We start from the raw sequence: 20,042 nt of genomic DNA, 5'->3' as shown, positions 1-20,042 counted from the left end.
ATTGGCGAGAGGGGGAGAGCTTCATTAATCTCTCAGCAAGACAATTGGAACTGGTGCAGCTCGTGAAACAGCACGCGCCGATTACGGGCGAGCAGCTGGCAGAGATGCTTGGCGTCAGCCGCCCGACACTACGATCGGACCTATCGCTGCTGGTCATGCTAGGCATGCTGGAGGCGAAGCCGAAGGTTGGCTATTCGATCGGCAATGCTTACCGCACGGACAACACATCGCTCAGCCGGTTCCAGCAGTTAACAGTTGGACAAGTGCAGGGCGTACCGGTCAGCGTGCCCGAGACCTATTCGGTGCATGATGCGGTCGTGACACTGTATATGGCGAATGCGGATACGCTGCTCATTGTTAACGCGAAGCAGAAGTTCGTCGGGATCGTAACGCCGAAGGATCTGCTCAAGGTTACACTAGGCAACCCGTCCGCAGGAACGATTCCCGTCAGCATGGTGATGACCCGCTATCCGAACATTGTGACCGCGAGGCCGGAGGACGCCATTGCTGACGCCATCCGCAAGATGATCACCCATCAGATCGATTGTCTCCCCGTCATCGTACCGGATGACAACGGTGAACCGGAGATCGTTGGATGGATTACGAAGTCGAATGTTGTGCACCTCGTCGCAGAGCTGACGGCGGACACCGAATAGGAGGAGCGGCATACGTAATGCGAGATTCAGAGTGGCAGACGCAAGGAATGATTATCGTATGCTCGGATGCCGTTGGCGAAACGGCAGAGGCAGTAGCGAAGGCGACGCTCCGCCAGTTCGCATCCGATGGTGTCCGCATCAAGCGTTACGGGCATCTGCGAACCGAGGATGAGATTGTTTCAATCGTGAAGGAAGCAGTGCAATACGGCGGTTTCATCGCCTACACGCTCGTTCAGCCGGAGCTTCGCGAGATGATGCGCGAGGAGACGGTGAAACGCGGCGTACGCGCAGTCGATGTGATGGGGCCGATGATGCAGGCATATATCGATTCGTTCGGCGCGTTCCCGAAACGGCAGCCAGGGCTGCTGCATTCGATGGACGCGAACTATTTCCGGCGGATGGAGGCCATTGAATTCGCCGTCCGCTATGACGATGGCAAGGATGCGAGAGGGCTGTCGGAGGCGCAGATCGTGCTGGTCGGCGTATCGCGCACTTCGAAGACGCCGCTTAGCATTTTCCTATCGCACAAAGGATACAAGGTGGCTAATTTGCCGCTGCTGCCAGAGGTGAAGCCGCCATTGGAGCTTCGGTCTGAGCCAGGCAAGCTGATTGTCGGTCTGACGATGCAGCCGGAGCGGATGCAGGAGGTTCGCTCTGAGCGCTTGAAGGCACTGGGACTTCCGCCATCGGCTGCTTATGCATCTTACGAGCGAATTCAATCCGAAGTGGATTATGCGCAGGGTTTGATGGAGCAGTTGGGTTGCCCGGTCATCGATGTGACGCACCGCGCCATTGAGGAAACGGCCGGCATTATTATCGGCATGTTGAACGAAATGGAATGAATTAGCACTTGTTTGGAAACTAATAACATTTGCCGGAGGGATTCGAGATGGAGCGTGAGCTTGCGCTTGAATTGGTAAGGGTAACGGAGCTTGCAGCGTTGGCTGCTGCACCTTGGATGGGCCGAGGCGATAAGAATTCGGCAGACGGCGCCGCAACAGAAGCCATGCGTTCGATGTTCGATACCGTATCGATTCGCGGTACGGTCGTCATTGGGGAAGGCGAGATGGATGAAGCGCCGATGCTGTACATTGGTGAACAAGTAGGCAGTATGCAAGGCCATGAAGTTGACGTTGCGGTTGATCCGCTCGAAGGGACAGAGATCGTTGCCAAAGGGCTCAACAATGCAATGTCCGTACTTGCTGTAGCAAACAAAGGTCAGCTGCTGCATGCACCGGATATGTACATGGAGAAGCTGGCGGTAGGTCCTGCGCTTAAGGGCAAGCTGAGCTTGAACGATCCAATTCATACAACGGTGGAGAAGGCGGCGCTTGCGCTTGGCAAACCAATTTCGGATTTGACAGTTGTTATTCTAGACCGTGAACGCCATGCGACGATGATCAAGGATCTTCGCAGCACGGGCGTCCGGATTAAGTTTCTGAGCGACGGCGACGTAGCGGGAGCGATTGCTCCGGCGTTCCCGGAAGCGGGAATCGATCTGTACGTCGGTTCAGGCGGCGCACCGGAAGGCGTGCTCGCCGCAGCAGCGCTGAAGTGCTTGGGCGGCGAGATTCAAGGCCGGCTGATGCCTGAGAATGATGAGCAGTTCGAGCGCTGCATCTCGATGGGATTAAGCGATCCTCGCAAACTGCTGACCGTGGATGATATGGTCGGCACAGAGGATGTCATCTTCGCAGCGACAGGCGTAACGCCAGGGGAGTTTCTAGGTGGCGTGCGGTATACGGAAGGGCAGCGGGCAGAGACGCATTCGATCGTGATGCGCGCGAAGACGCGAACGATTCGTTTTGTCAAATCGCTGCATCACTTGCCGAATAAGCCGCTGCTGCGCTCGATCTAATCGTGTTCGACACCGAATGTTCAAATTCGCGCCGCCAAATATGATGTTCGATACATCCCGTCCCCCTCCGTTTGGAATATAATGGACTTGAACATACTTACACTAACCTCAATTGGAGCTGATGGAGATGAGCCGTACTTTCGTAATGGTCAAACCTGATGGTGTAGCGCGTAATTTGATCGGTGTCATCATGACGCGGTTCGAGCGGAAGGGTCTCAAACTGACGAATGCCAAGATGATGAATGTGGACCGCGAGCTGGCGGAGAAGCATTATGCTGAGCATAAGGGAAAACCGTTCTTCGAAGAATTGATTGATTTTATTATGTCTGGCCCGGTGTTCGCGATGGTATGGGAAGGACAGGACGCTGTTAAGAACGCACGGTCGCTTATTGGGCGCACGAATCCTTCAGAAGCCGCACCAGGTACGATCCGCGCAGACTATGCGTTGGATGTTTCCAGCAACATCGTTCACGGCTCCGATTCGGATGAGAGCGCAGAGCGGGAAATTACGAATTTCTTTGGTCTGTAAACATGGATAGCCATGGAAAGTTTATTCGATGAAGTTCTTTCACGGCCATTCAGGTGACGAACGGCAGTGCTTAGATCGGCGTCTATTCGGTTGCTAATGCAGGTAACTGGGTCCGCATAGACGATGGACTTTTACGAAGATCTAGACTTACTTACTAGATAGGTTCATGACAACAGTCGGGCAGAGCGATTCTGCTCGACTGTTTGCGCGTTTAGGTGTGGCAGAACCCCACCTAAACCTCCCCAATCCCCGTGGACGAACCAATAAGAGTGACATCCCCCACTTAGCACGCCTCCAACACTCAACCGAAAGCCGAATGCTGAGATAAGTGTGTTTGAACCCCATTTAAACCTCATCAATCCCCGTGTGTGAACCAATAAGAGTGGCCTCTCCCCACTTAGCACGCCTCTAACGCTCACCCATTACGCCGAATGTGAGGATAAGTGTGTTTGAACCCCACCTAAACCTCATCAATCCCCGTGCGTGAACCAATAAGAGTGGCATTCCCCCACTTAACACGCCTCCAACGCTTGCCAATACGCCGAATGCGAGGATAAGTGTGTTTGAACCCCACCTAAACCTCCCCAATCCCCGTGGACGAACCAATAGGAGTGGTCTCTCCCCACTTAGCACGCCTCAAACGCTCACCCAATACGCCGAATGCGAGGATAAGTGTGTTTGAACCCCATCTAAACCTTTCCATTCCCCGTGCGTGAACCAATAGGAGTGGTCTCTCCCCACTTAGCACGCCTCCAAGGCTCGCCAATACGCCGAATGCGAGGATAAGTGTGTTTGAACCCCATCTAAACCTCATCAATCCCCGTACGTGAACCAACAAGAGTGGCAACCCCCCACTTAGCACGCCTCTAACGCTCGCCCGATAAGCAATCTGACACTTAGCCTTCGCCAACCTCGACAATTGCAGAAATCTAAGAAATTCATAGGTTTACCCCGTATGCAGCGATAATGGTACGCTCGTTTCCAAAATGAATGCAGCAGGCGTAGACAAAGTGAAGGCAGAGCTGGAAACGCAGGCTGCGGCTTTCCCCGCCGCTAAAGGATAAGAAAACAGATGCATCCTTCACTCCTAGTAATGGAATGAGAAGGCTGCTGCTCTTGCAGCCTTTCTTACTTTTGTGTTATCTCGTCGACGTTATTGTATTGTGCTTTTATACGTGCTGGATTTGTATCCTATTGCAGAAACCTACGGATTACGATCTTTCCAGTTGACGAGCATTTCACAAGTATGATAAGTTAATGGCAAATATTTCATTATGCAACGTGACGGAAGCACCGTCAGATAACGCCTTAGCAGGCGTCGTCTGGCGGTGCTTTTTTGTGCGTTGCGTGAGGAAGGGGCAGTAATGAACGAGCAACCGATTCAACTCGTATTTGCTTCAACGGATGCCCAGTATGTGCACCGTGTCGTGCAGTTCGTAAGAGATTCGCCGCTTGCGGAGAGATGGCAGCTGACTGCGTTCACGAACAGCGCAGCGCTCCGTCATTATTTGCGCAGCGGCTTTCCTGCCGACATGGTTGCGGCGGACGCAGCGATGCGCGCAGAGCTCGCAGCTTCCGGCGAGTGGCCGGCAATCCCCACGGCTGCGCTGTGCGAAGGACCTGGTGAATCCATTGAACCGGAATTGAAGGCCGTGAAGCGGCTGCAGCCGCTTCCGCAGCTGTTTCATGCGCTGTATGCGATCTATGCTGAGCAGTCGATGCCAAGGCGGCTCGTTGAGCCTAGAGACGGAGCTAATGTTACGGTTGTCTGTTCGGCGGCTGGCGGAGCGGGTAAGACGACGCTGGCCATTCATTTGGCGCATCAAGCAGCGTTGACCGGCTGTCGCACCTTTTATTTGAACATGGAGATTTGGAACGGAACCGATCTGTGGCTTGGGGGTCAAGGTGGGCAAGGCGGAGAGGTGGATGGTTTCGCACAGCTCTTATACATGCTGCAGAGTGATCCGTTGCAGGCGGCTTCACGTCTGCCTAGCTTGTGTCTTACCGATGCTGTTCTGCGTTTCGATTACTTCGAGCCATGCCGCAATCCGGAAGATCGGATTGCGCTTAGCGCGGCATTGGCTCAACAGATGATTGATACGATTGCAAGAAGCGGACTTTATGAACTCGTTGTGATCGATCTGGATGGTGTTGCGGGTGACCTTCATATGGCAGTATTCGAACGCTGCAGCCAGCTGATTTATGTAGAGGAGGGTTCGCAGTCTTCGGAACGCAAGAAGGAGCGGTTTCTTGCATACGCGCGCGACAAATGGGGCGAACCGTTCCGGCAGGCTGAGCAGCGAATGCTCACGGTGCGAAGAAGCGAGAGAGTGATTGAAGGGACACAGCAACCTGTTGCTCAAGCGATGCGGGGGCGCGGGGCGCATTCTCATGCTGCTGTCATTGAACTGCCTTTCATCGAGACGTGGCGTAAGCGGGATAACGGTCGACTGCTTCCCTCCTCGCGGCTGCGAGGCGCATCGGAACGAGTGCTCGCAGCAGCTGGCCTTGGCATGAAGGAGCGCGCGCTGTGATGACAGAACAGCTTGTACTCGCCTTGAAGGAGTCTGTAAGACGGAGAATCGATATGAATGGCGCGATCTCTGACGAGTCGCTTCGTCAAGTATCGGAGCAGGCTGTATTCGAGTGGTGTGCGGGCAAGCAGGTGACGGCAGCAGACAAAGCGGCACTAGTCCGACGCGTCTTTCATTCCTTCCGCGGGCTCGACGTGCTGCAACCGCTCGTGGACGACCCGGAAGTGACCGAGATTATGATCAACGGTCACGAGCAAATTTTCGTCGAGCGTAAGGGTCAGCTTACACGCTGGCCGACCTCGTTCGAGAGCGAGGAGCGGCTGCACGATATGATTCAAACGATTGTGGCTGGCGTGAATCGGAACGTCAACGAGTCGAATCCGATTGTAGACGCCCGCTTGAAGGACGGCTCGCGTGTGAATGTCGTATTGCCTCCAGTCGCGCTGTGCGGGCCGTCTCTTACGATTCGGAAATTCCCGGACAAGCCGCTGGACATTGAATCGCTCATTCGATTCGGTGCGCTGCCTGCTGAAGCTGCGGCATTGCTGCAGAAGCTGGTCGCAGCGAAATATAATGTGTTCGTCAGCGGCGGTACCGGCTCCGGCAAGACGACGTTGCTCAATGCCATGTCTCGATTTATCCCCTCGGACGAACGTGTCATTACTATAGAAGATTCGGCCGAGCTGCAGATTCGGACCATTCCGAATCTGGTTCCGCTCGAAACGCGCAACGCAACTACGGAAGGCAAAGGTGAAATTTCGATTCGTGAGCTCATCCGAGCTTCGCTTCGCATGCGGCCCAATCGGATTATTGTCGGCGAGGTAAGGGGCGCTGAAGCGCTCGATATGCTGCAGGCGATGAATACGGGACATGACGGCAGCATGAGTACCGGCCATGCCAACAGCGCCCGCGATATGCTGTCACGGCTGGAGACGATGGCGCTTGGCGCCGCAGCGCTTCCGCTGCCTGTCATCCGTCAGCAGATTGCATCGGGCATCGACATCATTGTGCATCTGGCGCGGCTTCGGGACCGGACACGCAAGATGACGGAAATATGCGAAGTGGTCGGCATGAAGGATGGCGAAGTCGAGCTGTCGCCGCTTTATCAGTTCGTCGAGCGCGGCGAACGAGATGGGATGGTGATCGGAGGATTGGAGCCGACAGGCAGGACGCTGCAGCGCGATCATAAGTGGCGGATGGCAGGCATGGGTCCACTGCCTGGCAGCGCCGCTTCAGGAGGTGCAGAGGCGGCTTATGGCAGCGGTCAACGTTAAGAAACAGTCGAAGACAGAGAGCAATAAAGGGCAGCGGGTTACCTTTCACAGCATAGCGATGTGGCTGGGGTGGCATTGGCAGACGGATCAGGACAAGCAGCGAATGACGGATTATACAGTGTACAGGTTATCGTCCCGACAGTTCTCAGGCTCGATGGTTGTTGGGATCGGTCTGACATTCGTGTTGTTCTATGAGTTCTATCAATCGCTCCTCGCAGCTGTCCTTCTCTCCGCTGCGGGTGTCGTTCTGCCTCGTTATTATCGGGATACGCTGCTTGCCAAGCGACGGGCACGACTGCAAATGCAATTCAAAGAGGCCTTATACAGCGTAACCTCTTCGCTAGCAGCGGGCCGTTCGGTCGAGAATGCATTCGTCGCTGCAGAGGCGGATTTGCAGCTGCTCTATCCTGGCGGCTCCGCGGATATCGTTCGGGAATTCGCCGTTATCCGGTATCGGATGATGAACGGCGATACGCTTGAGAATGGGCTGCGGCAGTTCGCGGAACGTGCGCAGTTGGAGGATTTGACTCAGTTCGTTGATGTTTTCACGACATGCAAGCGGACAGGCGGCGATCTGGTTGAAGTCATGCGGCGAACGGCGCAGGTCATTGGCGAGAAGCTGGACACCCAACAGGAGATTGCCGTCATGATGGCCCAGAAGAAGTTCGAGTCTCGCATCATTATGATCGCGCCATTTGTTTTCGTGGCAGGGCTTAATCTTGCGGCGGCTGATTATATGATGCCGCTCTACAATCGGCCGATGGGTTATTTGCTGCTAACGGGGTTGCTCGGAGGATTCGCAGGCTGCGGCGTTATCATCAATCGAATTATGACGATCCGGATGTAGTCTGTCATTCACAGATTAAGGACGCGGAGAGTGGATCGTAATGCTTAATTGGTCGCTTCTATTGACGATATGCAGCGGGTTGTTATGGAGTATCGCGGCCATGCTGGTTCGGCAGAAGGAGCTTGTACAACGAGGAACAGCTGGCTTCAGCGCGAATGAAGCCGCGGGAGCTGCGTCTGCGTCCAATGCGAAAGGTGCATTAACGCAGCAGGATCGCTGGCTCATCTATGCACCGCTGGAAGCGGCGCGACGAACAGGGCTGCTGGCGCGGCTTCAACTTCCGTTAGCGAATTTGCACGGCAAGCTGGTTGTGCTGCGGGGCAGCGATTGGCAATATGCAGAGACGGAGCGGTATGCGGCCAAGATGATCGGAATGGGATGGGCGTCATGGACGGGGATTGCGCTGCTGGCAGCTATGGCTCAGGAGAATATGATGCTTGGCCTAGGCGCCTTGATTGGGCTCTTGCTGCCTGTATCCAAGCTGCGGGAACCAGCCATACAGCTGGAACGAAGGCGGCAGGACATGATTATGGCGCTCCCTGATATGCTAAGCAAGCTCATGCTTCTCGTCGGTGCCGGAGAGACGGTTCAAAGTGCCATTGCAAGATGCGTAGATGCGCAGTCGCTTGAATTGAAAGCTAGGCTGCTGCAGTCTCAGCGCAGTAAGCGCGAGACGATGAGGCTGGAGATGCCTCTGCAGGAGGAGTGGCTTCGAATGGTGCATGCACTGGAGAATGGCGTTTCGTTCGCAAGCGCGATCGAAGCATTCAGCAAACGATGCGCTGTGCAGGAGGTTTCCATGTTTGCGACCGTTATGCTGCTTCATTATCGGAAGGGAGGTGAGCAATTCTCGCTGTCGCTGCGCGAATTGTCATTCTCGCTATGGGAGAAGCGCAAAGCGACCGCACGCATGCGCGGCGAGGAAGCATCGTCTAAGCTGTTATTTCCGATGGTCGGCATCTTCTTCCTGCTGCTTATTGCGATAGGGGCGCCGGCAGTGCTCGTGATGCAGTTATAGGGGGCTTATATAGTTGTTACGTTCGAGTGGAGAATTACAAATCATGATGAAGAGGGATGGTTGCTAATATGAAAAAGCTAGGTAAATTCGGTATGAGCTTGGGCGCTAGATGGAATGCGCGGGCGGCACGATTGTTGAAGTCGGAGGAAGGATTGGGAACGGTCGAGATCATTCTGATCATCGCTGTTATTGTAACGGTTGTTCTGATCTTCAAGGATAAAATCAGCGAGATGATTGAATCGCTTATGGGCAAAGCGGATACCGAGACGGATAAAGTATTCTCTTAATCCATGCGACCTATGAAGTTACTTCGCAACGAATCCGGCAGCTTCACGCTGGAGGCAACGCTTGTCTTCCCGATTCTGCTTATGATCGTCGTTATCGTTATTTTGTTCGTGTGCTACATCTATGAGAAAGCGGTGCTCTATGGCGCCGCTTCTGTTACATCGGAGCAGACGGCCTTCCTATGGGACAACAGTTATCGCAATATCCGCACGGGGCTTGCGGGAGAAGGAGAGTATGACGGGTTGTACTGGCGGGTGAAGGACGATGAGCTCGTGAAATCGTTGTTCGGCATTGGCGAGGCGGGTGAAGCGGATGCGATGACGCCTATCGGCGGCGATACGTCCTCTAGCGGGAGCGGTTCGGCAGCTAACGGTACCCGTTCTCTAGTCGAAACGAAGCTTAGCAGGACGACACAGCATCTGGAAGGCGTGCTGTTCGGTGAAAATCGGTATACAAGGAAGCTGACGAGCCGCTTCGTCGAGACTGCGCTCCGAACGCCGCTGGATTCGAATGTGCTCCGTCGCTTTGATGAACATTACGAACAGGCTTCCAAGGCATCTTCCATAATCGTCGACCCTGCGGAGTTTATCCGTACAGTAGACCTCGTTCGCTACTATGCGAGCAAACTGGGTTCGAACGGAAACGGCAGTACGAATAAGAAGAAAGAAGCGAGTGCCGTGCTTGCGAGAACGATGGAGAAGTCGCCGCAGCCGAAGCGCTGATCGGTAAGGAGGAGGTTGCGTGGAACTGGTTAAGGCAGACGGACATCGGTCTCATAGACTACATAGGCCGCAACGTAAAATCCGCTTGCTCGGCAGAAACCTGCTTCGGCGCAGCGAAGGAGCGGTAACCGTGTTCTTCATCGTCGTGACGGCGATGATCCTGCTGCTAAGCACGGTGCTCATCGACTATGCGCGAATTGCTTCTTTTCATACTTTGACGGAACACGCGGTTCGCACAGCAACCCGTTCTGTGTTGTCTGCATACGATGCTGCATTGTATGACCGATACGGGTTATTCGGAAGAGGAGGCACGCCTGGCGAAACGATATTTGAGCAGAGCTTGCGCGGGACGCTCGAGTATGATGGCGGTGATCAAGGGTATCGGCCGGTCGTTCCTAGCGTTGATGGCTTTACGGTGGAAACGGCGGCCTATCTGGGCAGATATGATGTGCTCAATCGGCAGATTCTGGAGGAAATGAAAATTAAGGCGCCTGTCGATTTCATGATCGATATTGGCTCTCGGTTTACATCGATGTCGCAGCTGATGAAGGAATCGTCCACGACTTCCGATGCGCTTGCGCAGACAGGCAAGTTATATGACAAGCGTCAGAGTTTGCTGCTGGCAGCATTGGAACGAATGCGACAAATAGCAAAGCTTGCGGATGGCGTATTGACAGGAGATCAGGCGGCTTCGCTTGCTTCGAATTATTCTTCCTATGAGAGCTGGAACCGCTCGTATGATAGTCTGTCGGCGTCCATTGCCAATGCAGAGTATCAATTGGCTATTGCAACGAATCTATCGAAAAAAGAGAAGCAAGCACGAAGGGACGCGATCACTGCGATGGAAGGGCAGCGGCAGTCCATATGGAACCAAATTTATAATTATCTGAACAGTATGAGGACGCTCGCTGACAGCTTGCGTACAAGCATAGCGAATGTACAATCCGAGCTGCCAACTTTGAAGCAATCGGTACTTGCTCAGATCACGCAAGCGGAAGGCTATAATCGGGAAATTCGAACAGCCGTCACGCAAGCGGAGACATCTGCGGCCGCAGGTTATGACCAGGTCTCAAACCAATCAGACACTGGCGATAGTGACCCGTCAGGCAAGAGTGATGCGCTGCGGAAGATTAGACAATCAACGGAGCAGCTTGTATACGAGGATCGATGGTTTACCGTATTTCGCGGTGAGGTTGAACAGCAAGCAGCAGAACTTAATGCTATTCTGGCTGCCGCCAACACGTTCGCAGCGAGTGCCAATCAAGCAGGTACAGGCGGCGGAGGGAATGCAGCGGCCCTATCGGCGGAGGCTGGAAGCATACAGCAGGCGTATCACATATTCGCACAGCATTACGTGTCTCCTGCAACCGTGATTGCACAGAGGGAGCAGTTGATTCGCACAGCGGATGCTGCTGACGCTCAGCGCAAACAAGAAGAAGCCGAGGCGAAACAAATCATGCAGGAGACGAAGAGCATAATGTCTTCTGCCTCGACAGATGGCATGACGAATGACGAGCGTGAACGATACAAACAGGTGGAAGCTCGATACGATGCGAATCGGTTGTTCAATACGGCTGTAGACGAAGCGGCGGAGATAGCGGCGCAGTGGGAGGACGAAGTTGAAGGGCAGCGTGAAAGTTCAGCTTCTATGATGGGTGCACTATTCAATGGAATAGCCGATATGATGACCGGTACACGAGACACGCTCTATACGGGAGAGTATGTCTTTCATCGATTTCAGTCATACGAGTCACAGTTGAAGGCTGCTTCAGCAAGTAATTCGGGTACTAGGGCAATAGAACATGCGAAGGCGTTCAACAATCAAGAAGTGGAATATATCCTTTACGGTTTCGATAAGCCAGGGGCTAACGTAGCTGCGGCAATGGCCGAAATATTCGGCTTGCGGTTCGCCATTCGGCTAGCGGAAGGCTTCATCGAGAGCCGGTCGCTGGGGCATCCGTTGCTCGTGCTGTCGGGAGCTCTGCTGTATGCGGCCCGTAATGCCGCAGCGGATATGAAGGATTTGATGCAGCGCGGCGCGACGAAGCTGTCCAAGTACGCTGATGTGGATATTCGATATACCGATTATTTGCGGCTATTCATGCTGCTGCATGGCGGCGGAGACAAACGACTGTCGCGCATTGCTGCCGTGATTGAGACGAATACAGGTACCGATCTATCACGCACGCCTGCCGCTGTGTCTGCTTCGGCTGACGTCTCGATGAAGCTGCTGTTTCTGCCTGGCGCCATGAAAGTGCTGGGGACGTTCGGTTTGCTGCAAGGAAAGGTGGTCGGCAATCGATATGCAACGACGAAGTTGGTTGGTGCGGCGTATTGAGCATGTGCTGCATCATGTACGAGTACGGCAAGTGCGAGCAGGAGATAGCGATCGACACAGAGTGAACGAGTCTCATCGGGATCGAGAAGCAGGCAGTATTGCGCTCGAGGCATCGATCGTTGTACCGCTGTTTCTTATGTTCGTCATCGCAATCGTGATCCTTATTCGGACAACATCTGTACAGATGGCGCTGCAATCTTCTTCTGTTCAGCTTGCGAAGCAGGTTGCGACGCACTGGAAGCCTATTATATTAGCCAGTGACTCCATAGAACAAGCAGTATCATCGGCATCAACCAGCTCGCCACCTGAACCATCGACCGGACCTGCAGCCGAGAAGCTGTCCAGCTGGAGGGAGATTGCAGCGGATGCTGCGGCCAAGCTGCCGGAGCCAATGGGGAAGCTCTCATCAGCCGCATTGCGAGGCGATTGGGATACGATCGAGGATTATGCGATCTCAACAGCGGGACGTTCTGTATTGCAGCCGGTTCTCCGTGATCTAGCGGACCAAGCCGTGCTGCAGCCTAATAATCTATCGCTTCATAATGCAGTGCTTCCCTCATTGACCGGCGGTAGCAATGCATACGTGGAGATTGAAGCAGAGTATCGGTTTCCTATACGCGTCCCGATTAGCAATCAGTCTTTCGTGCTTCGTGAGAGAGCTGTGGAGCGGGCATGGCAGCCTGATCCGGTACCTGCACATTATGAGGCTAGCGCCGATGGCATTTCCATTCAGATCGTATCCGTTAACCCGGATCCGGTTCATCCCGGGCGCAAAGCGACGGTTATCGTTCGGACGAATCCGAGTACGGAGCTGAAGCTGTCGATTCGATATAAGAGCGGATACAGTCAGGCCAAGAATGTAGGTGCGGCAGTCTCGGATGCGAATGGCTATTTGCAGTGGACGTGGCTTGTGTCCGGCAATACGACGCCCGGCGTGTGGCGGCTGGATGTAACTGCGGCGGACGGTACCTCAGCGGGCAGAACGCTGGCCGTTGAGAAAATAAAGTCTTAGCGGGACACGTTGTAATGAAGGGATAGATGGGGAGTTGGCTTATTGGGGAGCAGCGGTTCTAATCGGATGTGCTTTGCTGACGGACATTCGAAGCATGCGGATACCGAACATGCTTTGTGCGGCGGCATTCGTCATTGCCTTATTGTATGGAGGAATCGCATCTGGCGGCGAAGGATTGTTAGCATCATTGATTGGAGCAGTCGCAGGAATTGCACCGATGCTTGCGATGTATGCGGCAAGGGGAATAGGAGCGGGGGATGTAAAGCTTTTCGGTGCATTAGGAGCTTGGCTTGGGACACAGCAGGTATTGAATGTGATGCTCTACTCCATTCTGTATGCAGGAGCAATCGGGTTGCTGCTTATGGCAGCCTGCCGGATGTGGGGATGGCCGGAGCGGCTGCTGAACCGTGAAGGTTACGCCGATGTTGATCCCGAGCAGCGGCGCAGGCCTGTGCGTTTCCCGTTCATGTTAGCTGTCGCACCCGCTGCTATCACATGCTGGTATATGCTTTGAGATGAGAATGAAATAGATTCAATCATTGTAGGAAAGAGGGGAATGAATGGGGCCGTTCCGTGTGGACTTCGCTATGAATCGAGGACATGAGCTTATTCTCGACCGCGAGCAGCCAATTGCGCGAGAAGAGCTCGATACGATGGAGCTTCAAATGCTGCGCAGCAATCAGGTGCCGTTTCTGCTGCCAGTTGAATGGATAGAGATCGACGGCTGTGTGACGTTCCGATACAGCATCGCGGGCCGAAGAATGTTATCCCACCAGTTGCAGCTGCAAGCGATGACGATGCAGCAATTTTATATGTTCCTGCTCGCCATCACGGAAGCGCTGGACGCTTGCAAATCGTATCTGTTAAGACCGGAATGCTGCATGCTGGATGAAACGTATATTTTCGTAGGGGAGAGATGGGACGATGTGTCGCTCTTGTATGTCCCGTTTCGAAACAAGGAGCAATCAGCCGATGAGTTGACAGCATTCATTCCACTCGTTATGCGTCTAACTGCGCATGTTCAGCAATTGGATGGAGCGGGCCTTCAGTCGATCCTCAAACATGTCAATGACAGCCGCGGCGTAAGGCCTGCACTTATTCGAACGCTGCTTCAGTTGATTGGCGGGGAGAACAACGAACAGCAGCAATCGTCGGTTAATCACTCATTGAGTCAGACGATGGTTGGCAGCGGACGAAGAGAGAAATTAGGAGAACAACTGGCATCGAATGCTGCTGCAATACCTTTGAGCGTATCCAGCTCGGCTATCTTTTCAAACGCAATAGGCCGTACATATGAGCGAGAGCAAGAGCAAGAGGGGACCGCATTCACGCCGCAGATGGCTTCCTATGAGCAAGCGGGTTCCGGTATGCAGACGCCACAATTAAAGCTAAGCACGCTGGAACCAGAAGATGAGCAAACAACTTCATCGGAGCAGCAATCCCGTAACAAATGGTTAATGATCGGCGGAACTGCAATCGGAACCGCGCTCGTGTGGCGGTATACTTATGCGGATCACCCGACATCGGACAGTTTGATGCTTGCATCGGGTGCAACGCTGTGCCTAGTATCCTTGCTGTTTATCCTGCTTCGTCGTCAACGAGCGAATGATATATTAGGCGAGTCGCAGACGCAGCTGCCAGACGCTGCTGGCAATGGCGATTCCAGCGAATCCGGAGAGCTTCAATATTGGCCGGACTCTCAGCTGTTGGAACGAAGATACGCACACAGCGAGCCGAAACGATTGGAGTCTGCTTCGTCAGCAGAGAAGCGGGCATCGGATAAGGAGCTTGTTCCGAAACAAAGTGCAGAAACCAGCATGTTACCCTCTGCCGCTGCGGCAACGGTATGGATGGGCGGCAATGCCGCTGCGCAGCAGTCTGGAGTCTCTGATCGCATGGCTGACAATATGAAAGCACCATATCCGCGATGGGTAGTCGAGCGAGCATGGAAGGGAAAGCAGGAGCAATACATGCTGCCAGGGGAGGATGCAGGGAACGCTGTGTTCGTCATCGGGCGATTCTCGGAGAAGGCAGATATTGCAGACGACCATCCTGGAATCTCTCGTGTCCATGTCGAGTTCGGCCGCTCTGAAGAGGGCTTTACAGCGAAAGATATGGGATCGCGCAACGGCACCGCATTGAACGGAAATCCGATGATCGCGTACAAAAGCTATATGCTGTGCAATGGCGACACGCTGCAGCTTGCCGGGAATGCCGGCCCGGTCTATACGATTCGGCAGGTAGGATGATAGAGGTTGTCGATAGGTAGAAAAAAGCACCGTTGGATGAATAGGCGCTGGTGAGTCTGCCTATCATTCAACGGTGCTCCTGTATCATGCGAAATGACTATTGTCGTGCAATGGCTTGCAGCGCTTCATCTATTGTTGGATATCGATAGGTAAACCCTGCATCCAATGCGCGCTGAGGTACTGCCCGTTGGCCTTTCAACAGCAGGGCCGACATCTCGCCGAAGGCCGTCTTGAATACGAATGCAGGAAGCGGAAACCAATGCGGGCGCCGGAAGGCGCGGCCGATAGCCCTGCCGAATTGATCGTTCGTAACCGCTTCTGGCGCACAAGCATTGACAGCGCCGGAGAACGTTTCGGTGTCGAGGCTGAACAAGATCAGCCTAACCATGTCCTCGAGATGAATCCACGGAAGCCACTGACGTCCGCTGCCAATTCGTCCGCCGACGAACAGCTTGTACGGCAATGCCATAAGCGGGAATGCTCCGCCTTTGCCATCAATGACGACGCCGATCCGAAACTTGACGACACGCTCCGCATCGATCGCTTGGGCCGCTTCTTCCCATTTCAACACCACTTGTGCGAGAAAATCATCTGCGCTTGGCTGCGGATGACTGCTTTCATCGAATACGCCTGTCTCGGAGGAGCCGTACACGGAAATGCCTGACGCTTGTACGACAACGCGGGGCTTCTCATGCTGCGCCGCAATGAGCGCTGCAGTTCCGGCGGCTGCTCGTACACGCGATTCAACGATGCGCGCTTTGCTCGCTGCCGTCCACCGCTGGTTGATGGATTCGCCTGCGAGATTAACGACGGCATCGACGCGTCCGATCTGACCTGGTGAAGCTGCCTCATCCCATGAGGCATATGCGGCATCAGGTCGCTGTTTATCTATCGAAGGCACGCGGCGGGTAATGATGACAACTTCATCGCCCCGATTAACGAGTGCGTCGACGAGTGCATTCCCGATATAGCCGGTCCCGCCTGTAACTGCAATTCGCATGCGCATAACACGCTCCCGACAAGATGGATGATCTTTGCTCTATCGCTTGCTTATAACGATCATTTACTATTGAACGGCTTCAATCTTCGTCAACTGACGAGTGCCGTCGCTCTCGGTAAATTCGATCTTTACCTTTGCGTTGCTCTGAATGGCGGATGCTTGCGCTTCCGACTGTTCCGTCAATTGATAGACGAATACGCCTTCCTCCGTCGTAATCTCTGCGGAGTGGGAGTCTGCTAATCCGTTATAGGTGCCCGTCGCTTGTTTTACTTCATTATTCGAAGCGGAAGCCGCATCATCTACGCTGCCGCCAGTCTGGGTCGATTGATCGCCGGATTCCGAATTGGAATCTTCCTCTGTTGCAGTACCCGTCTCAACGACGCCTGTCGAGTCGCTTCCGTTCGCGGAGCTTTCGATTGTGCTGCCGCTATCGAGCGATTTGGATTTATCGCTGCATGCAGCAGTCGTCATAAGCGCTGCGAGTAGAATGGATGCTGCCACGGTGCGCACGGTACGGCTTTTTCTTTCACGATTCAAAACATTCATCTGACATACCTCCTGGCCGTTCGGTTTCTGTATGTATTACCCTGCTGCGGCCCGGATTAATCGCAAGCCTTACTTGTTCAGCAGATGCGTGAAGGCGGAATAGTCGATTCCTCGTTTATTCAGGAAGCTGACGAGGCTTCGATAATCGCGCTTCGGCGTTGCCCGAATATAGCCCTCAATGCAGTGGTCACGCGATACTTCCGAGTCGCCCTTCTCAATGGCAACCTGCGCGATTCTTGCAGCAATCGAATGACGTGCAATATCGCGGAAAGCACTCGGCACCGGCGACACGAGTTCTTCTAAGAACGATTTGGAATCGTCGCTCCACATGCCTCGGCTGCGGTCGACCCAATAATTTTGCCAATCGAGCTTCGATTTGCCGTCTCGCTTAGGCAGTACTTTAAGAAATTTGCGGAACATCATAAAGCCGCCGATCGACATGAATCCGATCATGACCACGACCCAAAAAATAATGAAATACATGAACCAGCTTTGTCCATTCATGGTTAGCATTCACCTCTTGATGAATTATACCGTATTCCTAGATTTATTTCGATATTGCTTGTACAATAAGGGGTGATTCAAGGTGAAACGGCTGTGCCGTTCTTTATACGGCGCTGTGCGTTTCATTCCGGAGAAATATAAGCTTACGTATTAGGTATGTAACTTATATGTCTTATATTTAAGAAAGGGGCGTACAACCTCAATGTTGAAAATAGGCTCCCACGTTTCGTTTTCTGACAAAGGACTGCTTACGGCAGCTGAAGAAGCGGTATCCTACGGCTCCAGCTCATTCATGATCTACACAGGCGCACCGCAAAACACCCGGCGCAAGCCGATTGACACTTTATATATTGAAGAAGGACGCGAAGCAATGCGCAAGGCGAACATCGACGAGATCGTCGTGCATGCGCCGTACATCGTAAACCTTGGCTCTTACAAGGACGATACGTTCGAACTCGCCGTCAACTTTCTTCAAGAGGAGATCCGCCGTACAGACTACCTCGGCGTAAGCAATATCGTGCTTCATCCTGGCGCTTATACGGACAAGGATGCGGAATACGGCATCAACCGGATTGCTGCCGGTCTCAACCTTGTGCTCGAAGGCACGAAGGAGACGAAGGTCAACATCGCGCTCGAGACGATGGCGGGCAAAGGGACCGAGATTGGCCGCAGCTTCGACGAGATCGCAGCGATCATCGACAAAGTGCGTGACAATGAGCGTCTGACGGTCTGCATGGACACTTGCCACATTCATGATGCTGGCTACGATATCGTTAACGATCTGGACGGCGTGCTCGCCGAGTTCGATCGCATCGTCGGCTTGAATCGCATTGCAGTAGTCCACTTGAACGACAGCAAGAACCCGCGCGGCGCGGGCAAAGACCGCCATGCTCCGGTTGGCGCCGGCTGGATCGGATACGAAGGCATTCGCAATGTGGTGCATCATGAAGCGCTTGCTGGCCGTCCGTTCATTCTGGAGACGCCATGGATCGGCAAAGACGACAAGAAAGAGCGTCCTATGTATGAAGCGGAGATCGCGTTGCTTCGCGGCGATGCGGCTGAACGTTTCGGCGCATCGTACTTCGACGATGTAGAACGTCTGCAGCGTTTCTTCTCCGACATGTCGATCGAAGCTCGTCCTTACGTTTTGAACGTATGGGATGTGCTGAAGAACGACGCTAAGGCGAAGAAAGCTGATCCGCGTGAGCCTATGGATCGTCTGTATGATCTAATTATGGAACACAACGTGTTCCCGGAACTGTCCGAGGAGCATATCAACCACCGTCTGATCGGTTGGTTCGCAGGCAAGGCGGCGCTCGTTAACGCGTAACAGCTTCCCTGCAAGATTGAATTAGTAAGTGTGAGCGAGAGGATGAATGGTTTGCTATGCAACAACCTTATCAACCTCAGCAATCCCAGCAGCGCAGCGACATAAGCAAGCGTGCTCGGATGCTGATTTCTTGCCCGGACCGTCCGGGCATCGTCGCAGCTGTGTCGCATTTCTTGCATGAACACGGCGCGAACATTGTACAATCGGATCAATATACGATGGATCCGGAAGGCGGCATGTTCTTCATCCGCTTTGAATTTGATTTGAACGATATGGAACGCGAGCTTCCGATTCTTCAAGAGGACTTCACACGGGTGGCAGACCGCTTCGAGATGAAATGGCACACGTTCCGTGCAAGCCGCAAGAAGCGGATCGCGATCTTCGTATCGAAGGAAGACCACTGTCTGCTCGAGCTGCTCTGGCAATGGCAGGCAGGCGACTTGGACGCAGAGATTGCGATGGTCGTGAGCAACCACAACGATATGCGAGGCCTGGTCGAAGGGTTCGGCATTCCGTATCACCATATTCCAGTTACGCCAGATACGAAGCCGGAAGCGGAACGCAAACAGATGGAACTTGTCGCGGACAAAATCGATCTCATCGTGCTCGCGCGCTACATGCAGATCATTCCGCAGAAGTTCATCGAGCAATTTCCGAATCGTATCATCAATATCCACCATTCGTTCTTGCCGGCGTTCGTCGGGGGCAAGCCGTACCATCAGGCGTACCAGCGCGGTGTGAAGATCATCGGCGCAACGGCACACTATGTGACGGAGGAGCTCGACGGTGGTCCGATTATCGATCAGGACGTGCAGCGCGTGAGCCATCGCGACAATGTCGATAACCTGAAGCGTATCGGTCGAACGATCGAACGCGTCGTCCTTGCACGCGGTGTGAAGTGGCATATCGAGGACCGGATCCTCGTGCATCAGAACAAGACGGTAGTGTTTAACTAAACAGCAAACTGATGGGAACGAGGGCTATCCTGAACGTCATTATTACAATGACTTCAGGATGGCCCTCTTACGCGTTAAGCTGCATCGCTGCTGAATGATTGACCGGTGGGGGGCATAAGTGCGGGAATACCCCACTTAAAAACCGAAGTGCTAGGATTCCAAAAGTGTAGGAGTGCCTTCACCCCGCTTAAATCAGAAAACGGAGCGGTATTCTTACGTCGAGGAAACCGTAAACGCGGGAAACCCCCACTTAAAAGGCCGAGAGCGAGGATTTTGCACGTGTAAGAGTGGCTTCACCCTGCTTAGATCGGAGAACGGAGATTTCCTCTAACGCTGATAAGGGAATACATGTGGGAAAGCCCCACTTAAAAGGCCGAGAGCGAG

The 20,042-nt window shown here is 53.7% G+C and carries 19 protein-coding genes; 16 read left to right on the top strand and 3 right to left on the bottom strand.

Annotated elements, in window-relative coordinates; genetic code table 11:
• Positions 1 to 44 precede the first annotated feature (44 nt).
• The 14 genes from SBI19_RS11885 to SBI19_RS11820 all read left to right on the top strand — a co-directional run bounded on the left by SBI19_RS11885 (position 45) and on the right by SBI19_RS11820 (position 15,322).
• Complete coding sequence (locus tag SBI19_RS11885) at positions 45 to 656, top strand: helix-turn-helix transcriptional regulator (protein WP_317968314.1); 612 nt, start codon at positions 45 to 47, stop codon at positions 654 to 656.
• 17 nt (positions 657 to 673) lie between these two features.
• Complete coding sequence (locus tag SBI19_RS11880; protein ID WP_317968312.1) at positions 674 to 1,498, top strand: pyruvate, water dikinase regulatory protein; 825 nt, start codon at positions 674 to 676, stop codon at positions 1,496 to 1,498.
• 47 nt (positions 1,499 to 1,545) lie between these two features.
• Positions 1,546 to 2,514 (top strand): class II fructose-bisphosphatase, encoded by a 969-nt coding sequence (gene glpX, locus SBI19_RS11875; RefSeq protein WP_317968310.1) that lies wholly within the window; start codon positions 1,546 to 1,548, stop codon positions 2,512 to 2,514.
• A 127-nt stretch (positions 2,515 to 2,641) separates the two neighbouring features.
• The gene (ndk, locus tag SBI19_RS11870) at positions 2,642 to 3,043 is read left to right on the top strand and encodes a nucleoside-diphosphate kinase (protein WP_317968308.1); all 402 of its coding nucleotides are present in this window, start codon (positions 2,642 to 2,644) and stop codon (positions 3,041 to 3,043) included.
• Between the two features lie 1,364 nt (positions 3,044 to 4,407).
• Positions 4,408 to 5,577, top strand: coding sequence for a P-loop NTPase family protein (locus tag SBI19_RS11865; protein WP_317968306.1), 1,170 nt, complete (start codon positions 4,408 to 4,410; stop codon positions 5,575 to 5,577).
• Positions 5,577 to 6,851: a TadA family conjugal transfer-associated ATPase gene (locus tag SBI19_RS11860; RefSeq protein WP_317968304.1), complete on the top strand. Its 1,275-nt coding sequence runs from the start codon at positions 5,577 to 5,579 to the stop codon at positions 6,849 to 6,851. The genes SBI19_RS11865 and SBI19_RS11860 overlap by 1 nt, the downstream gene beginning before the upstream one ends.
• Positions 6,832 to 7,698, top strand: a complete 867-nt coding sequence (locus SBI19_RS11855; RefSeq protein ID WP_317968302.1) for a type II secretion system F family protein — start codon at positions 6,832 to 6,834, stop codon at positions 7,696 to 7,698. The genes SBI19_RS11860 and SBI19_RS11855 overlap by 20 nt, the downstream gene beginning before the upstream one ends.
• Positions 7,699 to 7,738: 40 nt before the next feature.
• Positions 7,739 to 8,716 (top strand): type II secretion system F family protein, encoded by a 978-nt coding sequence (locus SBI19_RS11850; RefSeq protein ID WP_317968299.1) that lies wholly within the window; start codon positions 7,739 to 7,741, stop codon positions 8,714 to 8,716.
• Positions 8,717 to 8,784: 68 nt separating this feature from the next.
• Positions 8,785 to 9,003: a Flp1 family type IVb pilin gene (locus SBI19_RS11845; protein ID WP_483312277.1), complete on the top strand. Its 219-nt coding sequence runs from the start codon at positions 8,785 to 8,787 to the stop codon at positions 9,001 to 9,003.
• A 12-nt stretch (positions 9,004 to 9,015) separates the two neighbouring features.
• On the top strand, positions 9,016 to 9,723 hold the full coding sequence (locus tag SBI19_RS11840) for a TadE/TadG family type IV pilus assembly protein (protein WP_317968297.1): 708 nt from the start codon (positions 9,016 to 9,018) through the stop codon (positions 9,721 to 9,723).
• Between the two features lie 19 nt (positions 9,724 to 9,742).
• Positions 9,743 to 12,061, top strand: a complete 2,319-nt coding sequence (locus tag SBI19_RS11835) for a hypothetical protein (protein ID WP_317968295.1) — start codon at positions 9,743 to 9,745, stop codon at positions 12,059 to 12,061.
• Positions 12,027 to 13,073 carry a TadE family protein gene (locus SBI19_RS11830; protein ID WP_317968293.1) on the top strand — a complete coding sequence of 349 codons (1,047 nt, stop codon included), beginning with the start codon at positions 12,027 to 12,029 and terminating at the stop codon, positions 13,071 to 13,073. The genes SBI19_RS11835 and SBI19_RS11830 overlap by 35 nt, the downstream gene beginning before the upstream one ends.
• A gap of 34 nt (positions 13,074 to 13,107) precedes the next feature.
• Positions 13,108 to 13,587: an A24 family peptidase gene (locus SBI19_RS11825; RefSeq protein ID WP_317968291.1), complete on the top strand. Its 480-nt coding sequence runs from the start codon at positions 13,108 to 13,110 to the stop codon at positions 13,585 to 13,587.
• Positions 13,588 to 13,633: 46 nt separating this feature from the next.
• Positions 13,634 to 15,322: a DUF6382 and FHA domain-containing protein gene (locus tag SBI19_RS11820; protein WP_317968289.1), complete on the top strand. Its 1,689-nt coding sequence runs from the start codon at positions 13,634 to 13,636 to the stop codon at positions 15,320 to 15,322.
• Positions 15,323 to 15,419: 97 nt separating this feature from the next.
• Here SBI19_RS11820 and SBI19_RS11815 read toward each other — a convergent pair whose 3' ends face one another.
• From SBI19_RS11815 to SBI19_RS11805, 3 genes are all read right to left on the bottom strand, one after another.
• A complete protein-coding gene (locus SBI19_RS11815) occupies positions 15,420 to 16,322 on the bottom strand; it encodes a TIGR01777 family oxidoreductase (RefSeq protein ID WP_317968287.1) in 903 nt (300 codons plus the stop codon).
• A gap of 66 nt (positions 16,323 to 16,388) precedes the next feature.
• Complete coding sequence (locus SBI19_RS11810) at positions 16,389 to 16,868, bottom strand: hypothetical protein (protein ID WP_317968285.1); 480 nt, start codon at positions 16,866 to 16,868, stop codon at positions 16,389 to 16,391.
• Between the two features lie 69 nt (positions 16,869 to 16,937).
• On the bottom strand, positions 16,938 to 17,372 hold the full coding sequence (locus tag SBI19_RS11805; RefSeq protein WP_317968283.1) for a DUF2621 family protein: 435 nt from the start codon (positions 17,370 to 17,372) through the stop codon (positions 16,938 to 16,940).
• A 202-nt stretch (positions 17,373 to 17,574) separates the two neighbouring features.
• Here SBI19_RS11805 and SBI19_RS11800 point away from each other — a divergent pair, with 202 nt between their 5' ends.
• A complete protein-coding gene (locus SBI19_RS11800) occupies positions 17,575 to 18,702 on the top strand; it encodes a deoxyribonuclease IV (protein ID WP_317968281.1) in 1,128 nt (375 codons plus the stop codon).
• 56 nt (positions 18,703 to 18,758) lie between these two features.
• Complete coding sequence (gene purU, locus SBI19_RS11795; protein WP_317968279.1) at positions 18,759 to 19,658, top strand: formyltetrahydrofolate deformylase; 900 nt, start codon at positions 18,759 to 18,761, stop codon at positions 19,656 to 19,658.
• The last annotated feature ends 384 nt before the right edge of the window (positions 19,659 to 20,042 follow it).

The sequence above is a fragment of the Paenibacillus sp. CCS19 genome (genome assembly GCF_033239625.1).
Lineage (GTDB): Bacteria > Bacillota > Bacilli > Paenibacillales > Paenibacillaceae > Paenibacillus_T.
Note: the sequence above shows the minus strand (reverse complement) of the source record. Positions and strands in the feature narration are given on the sequence as shown.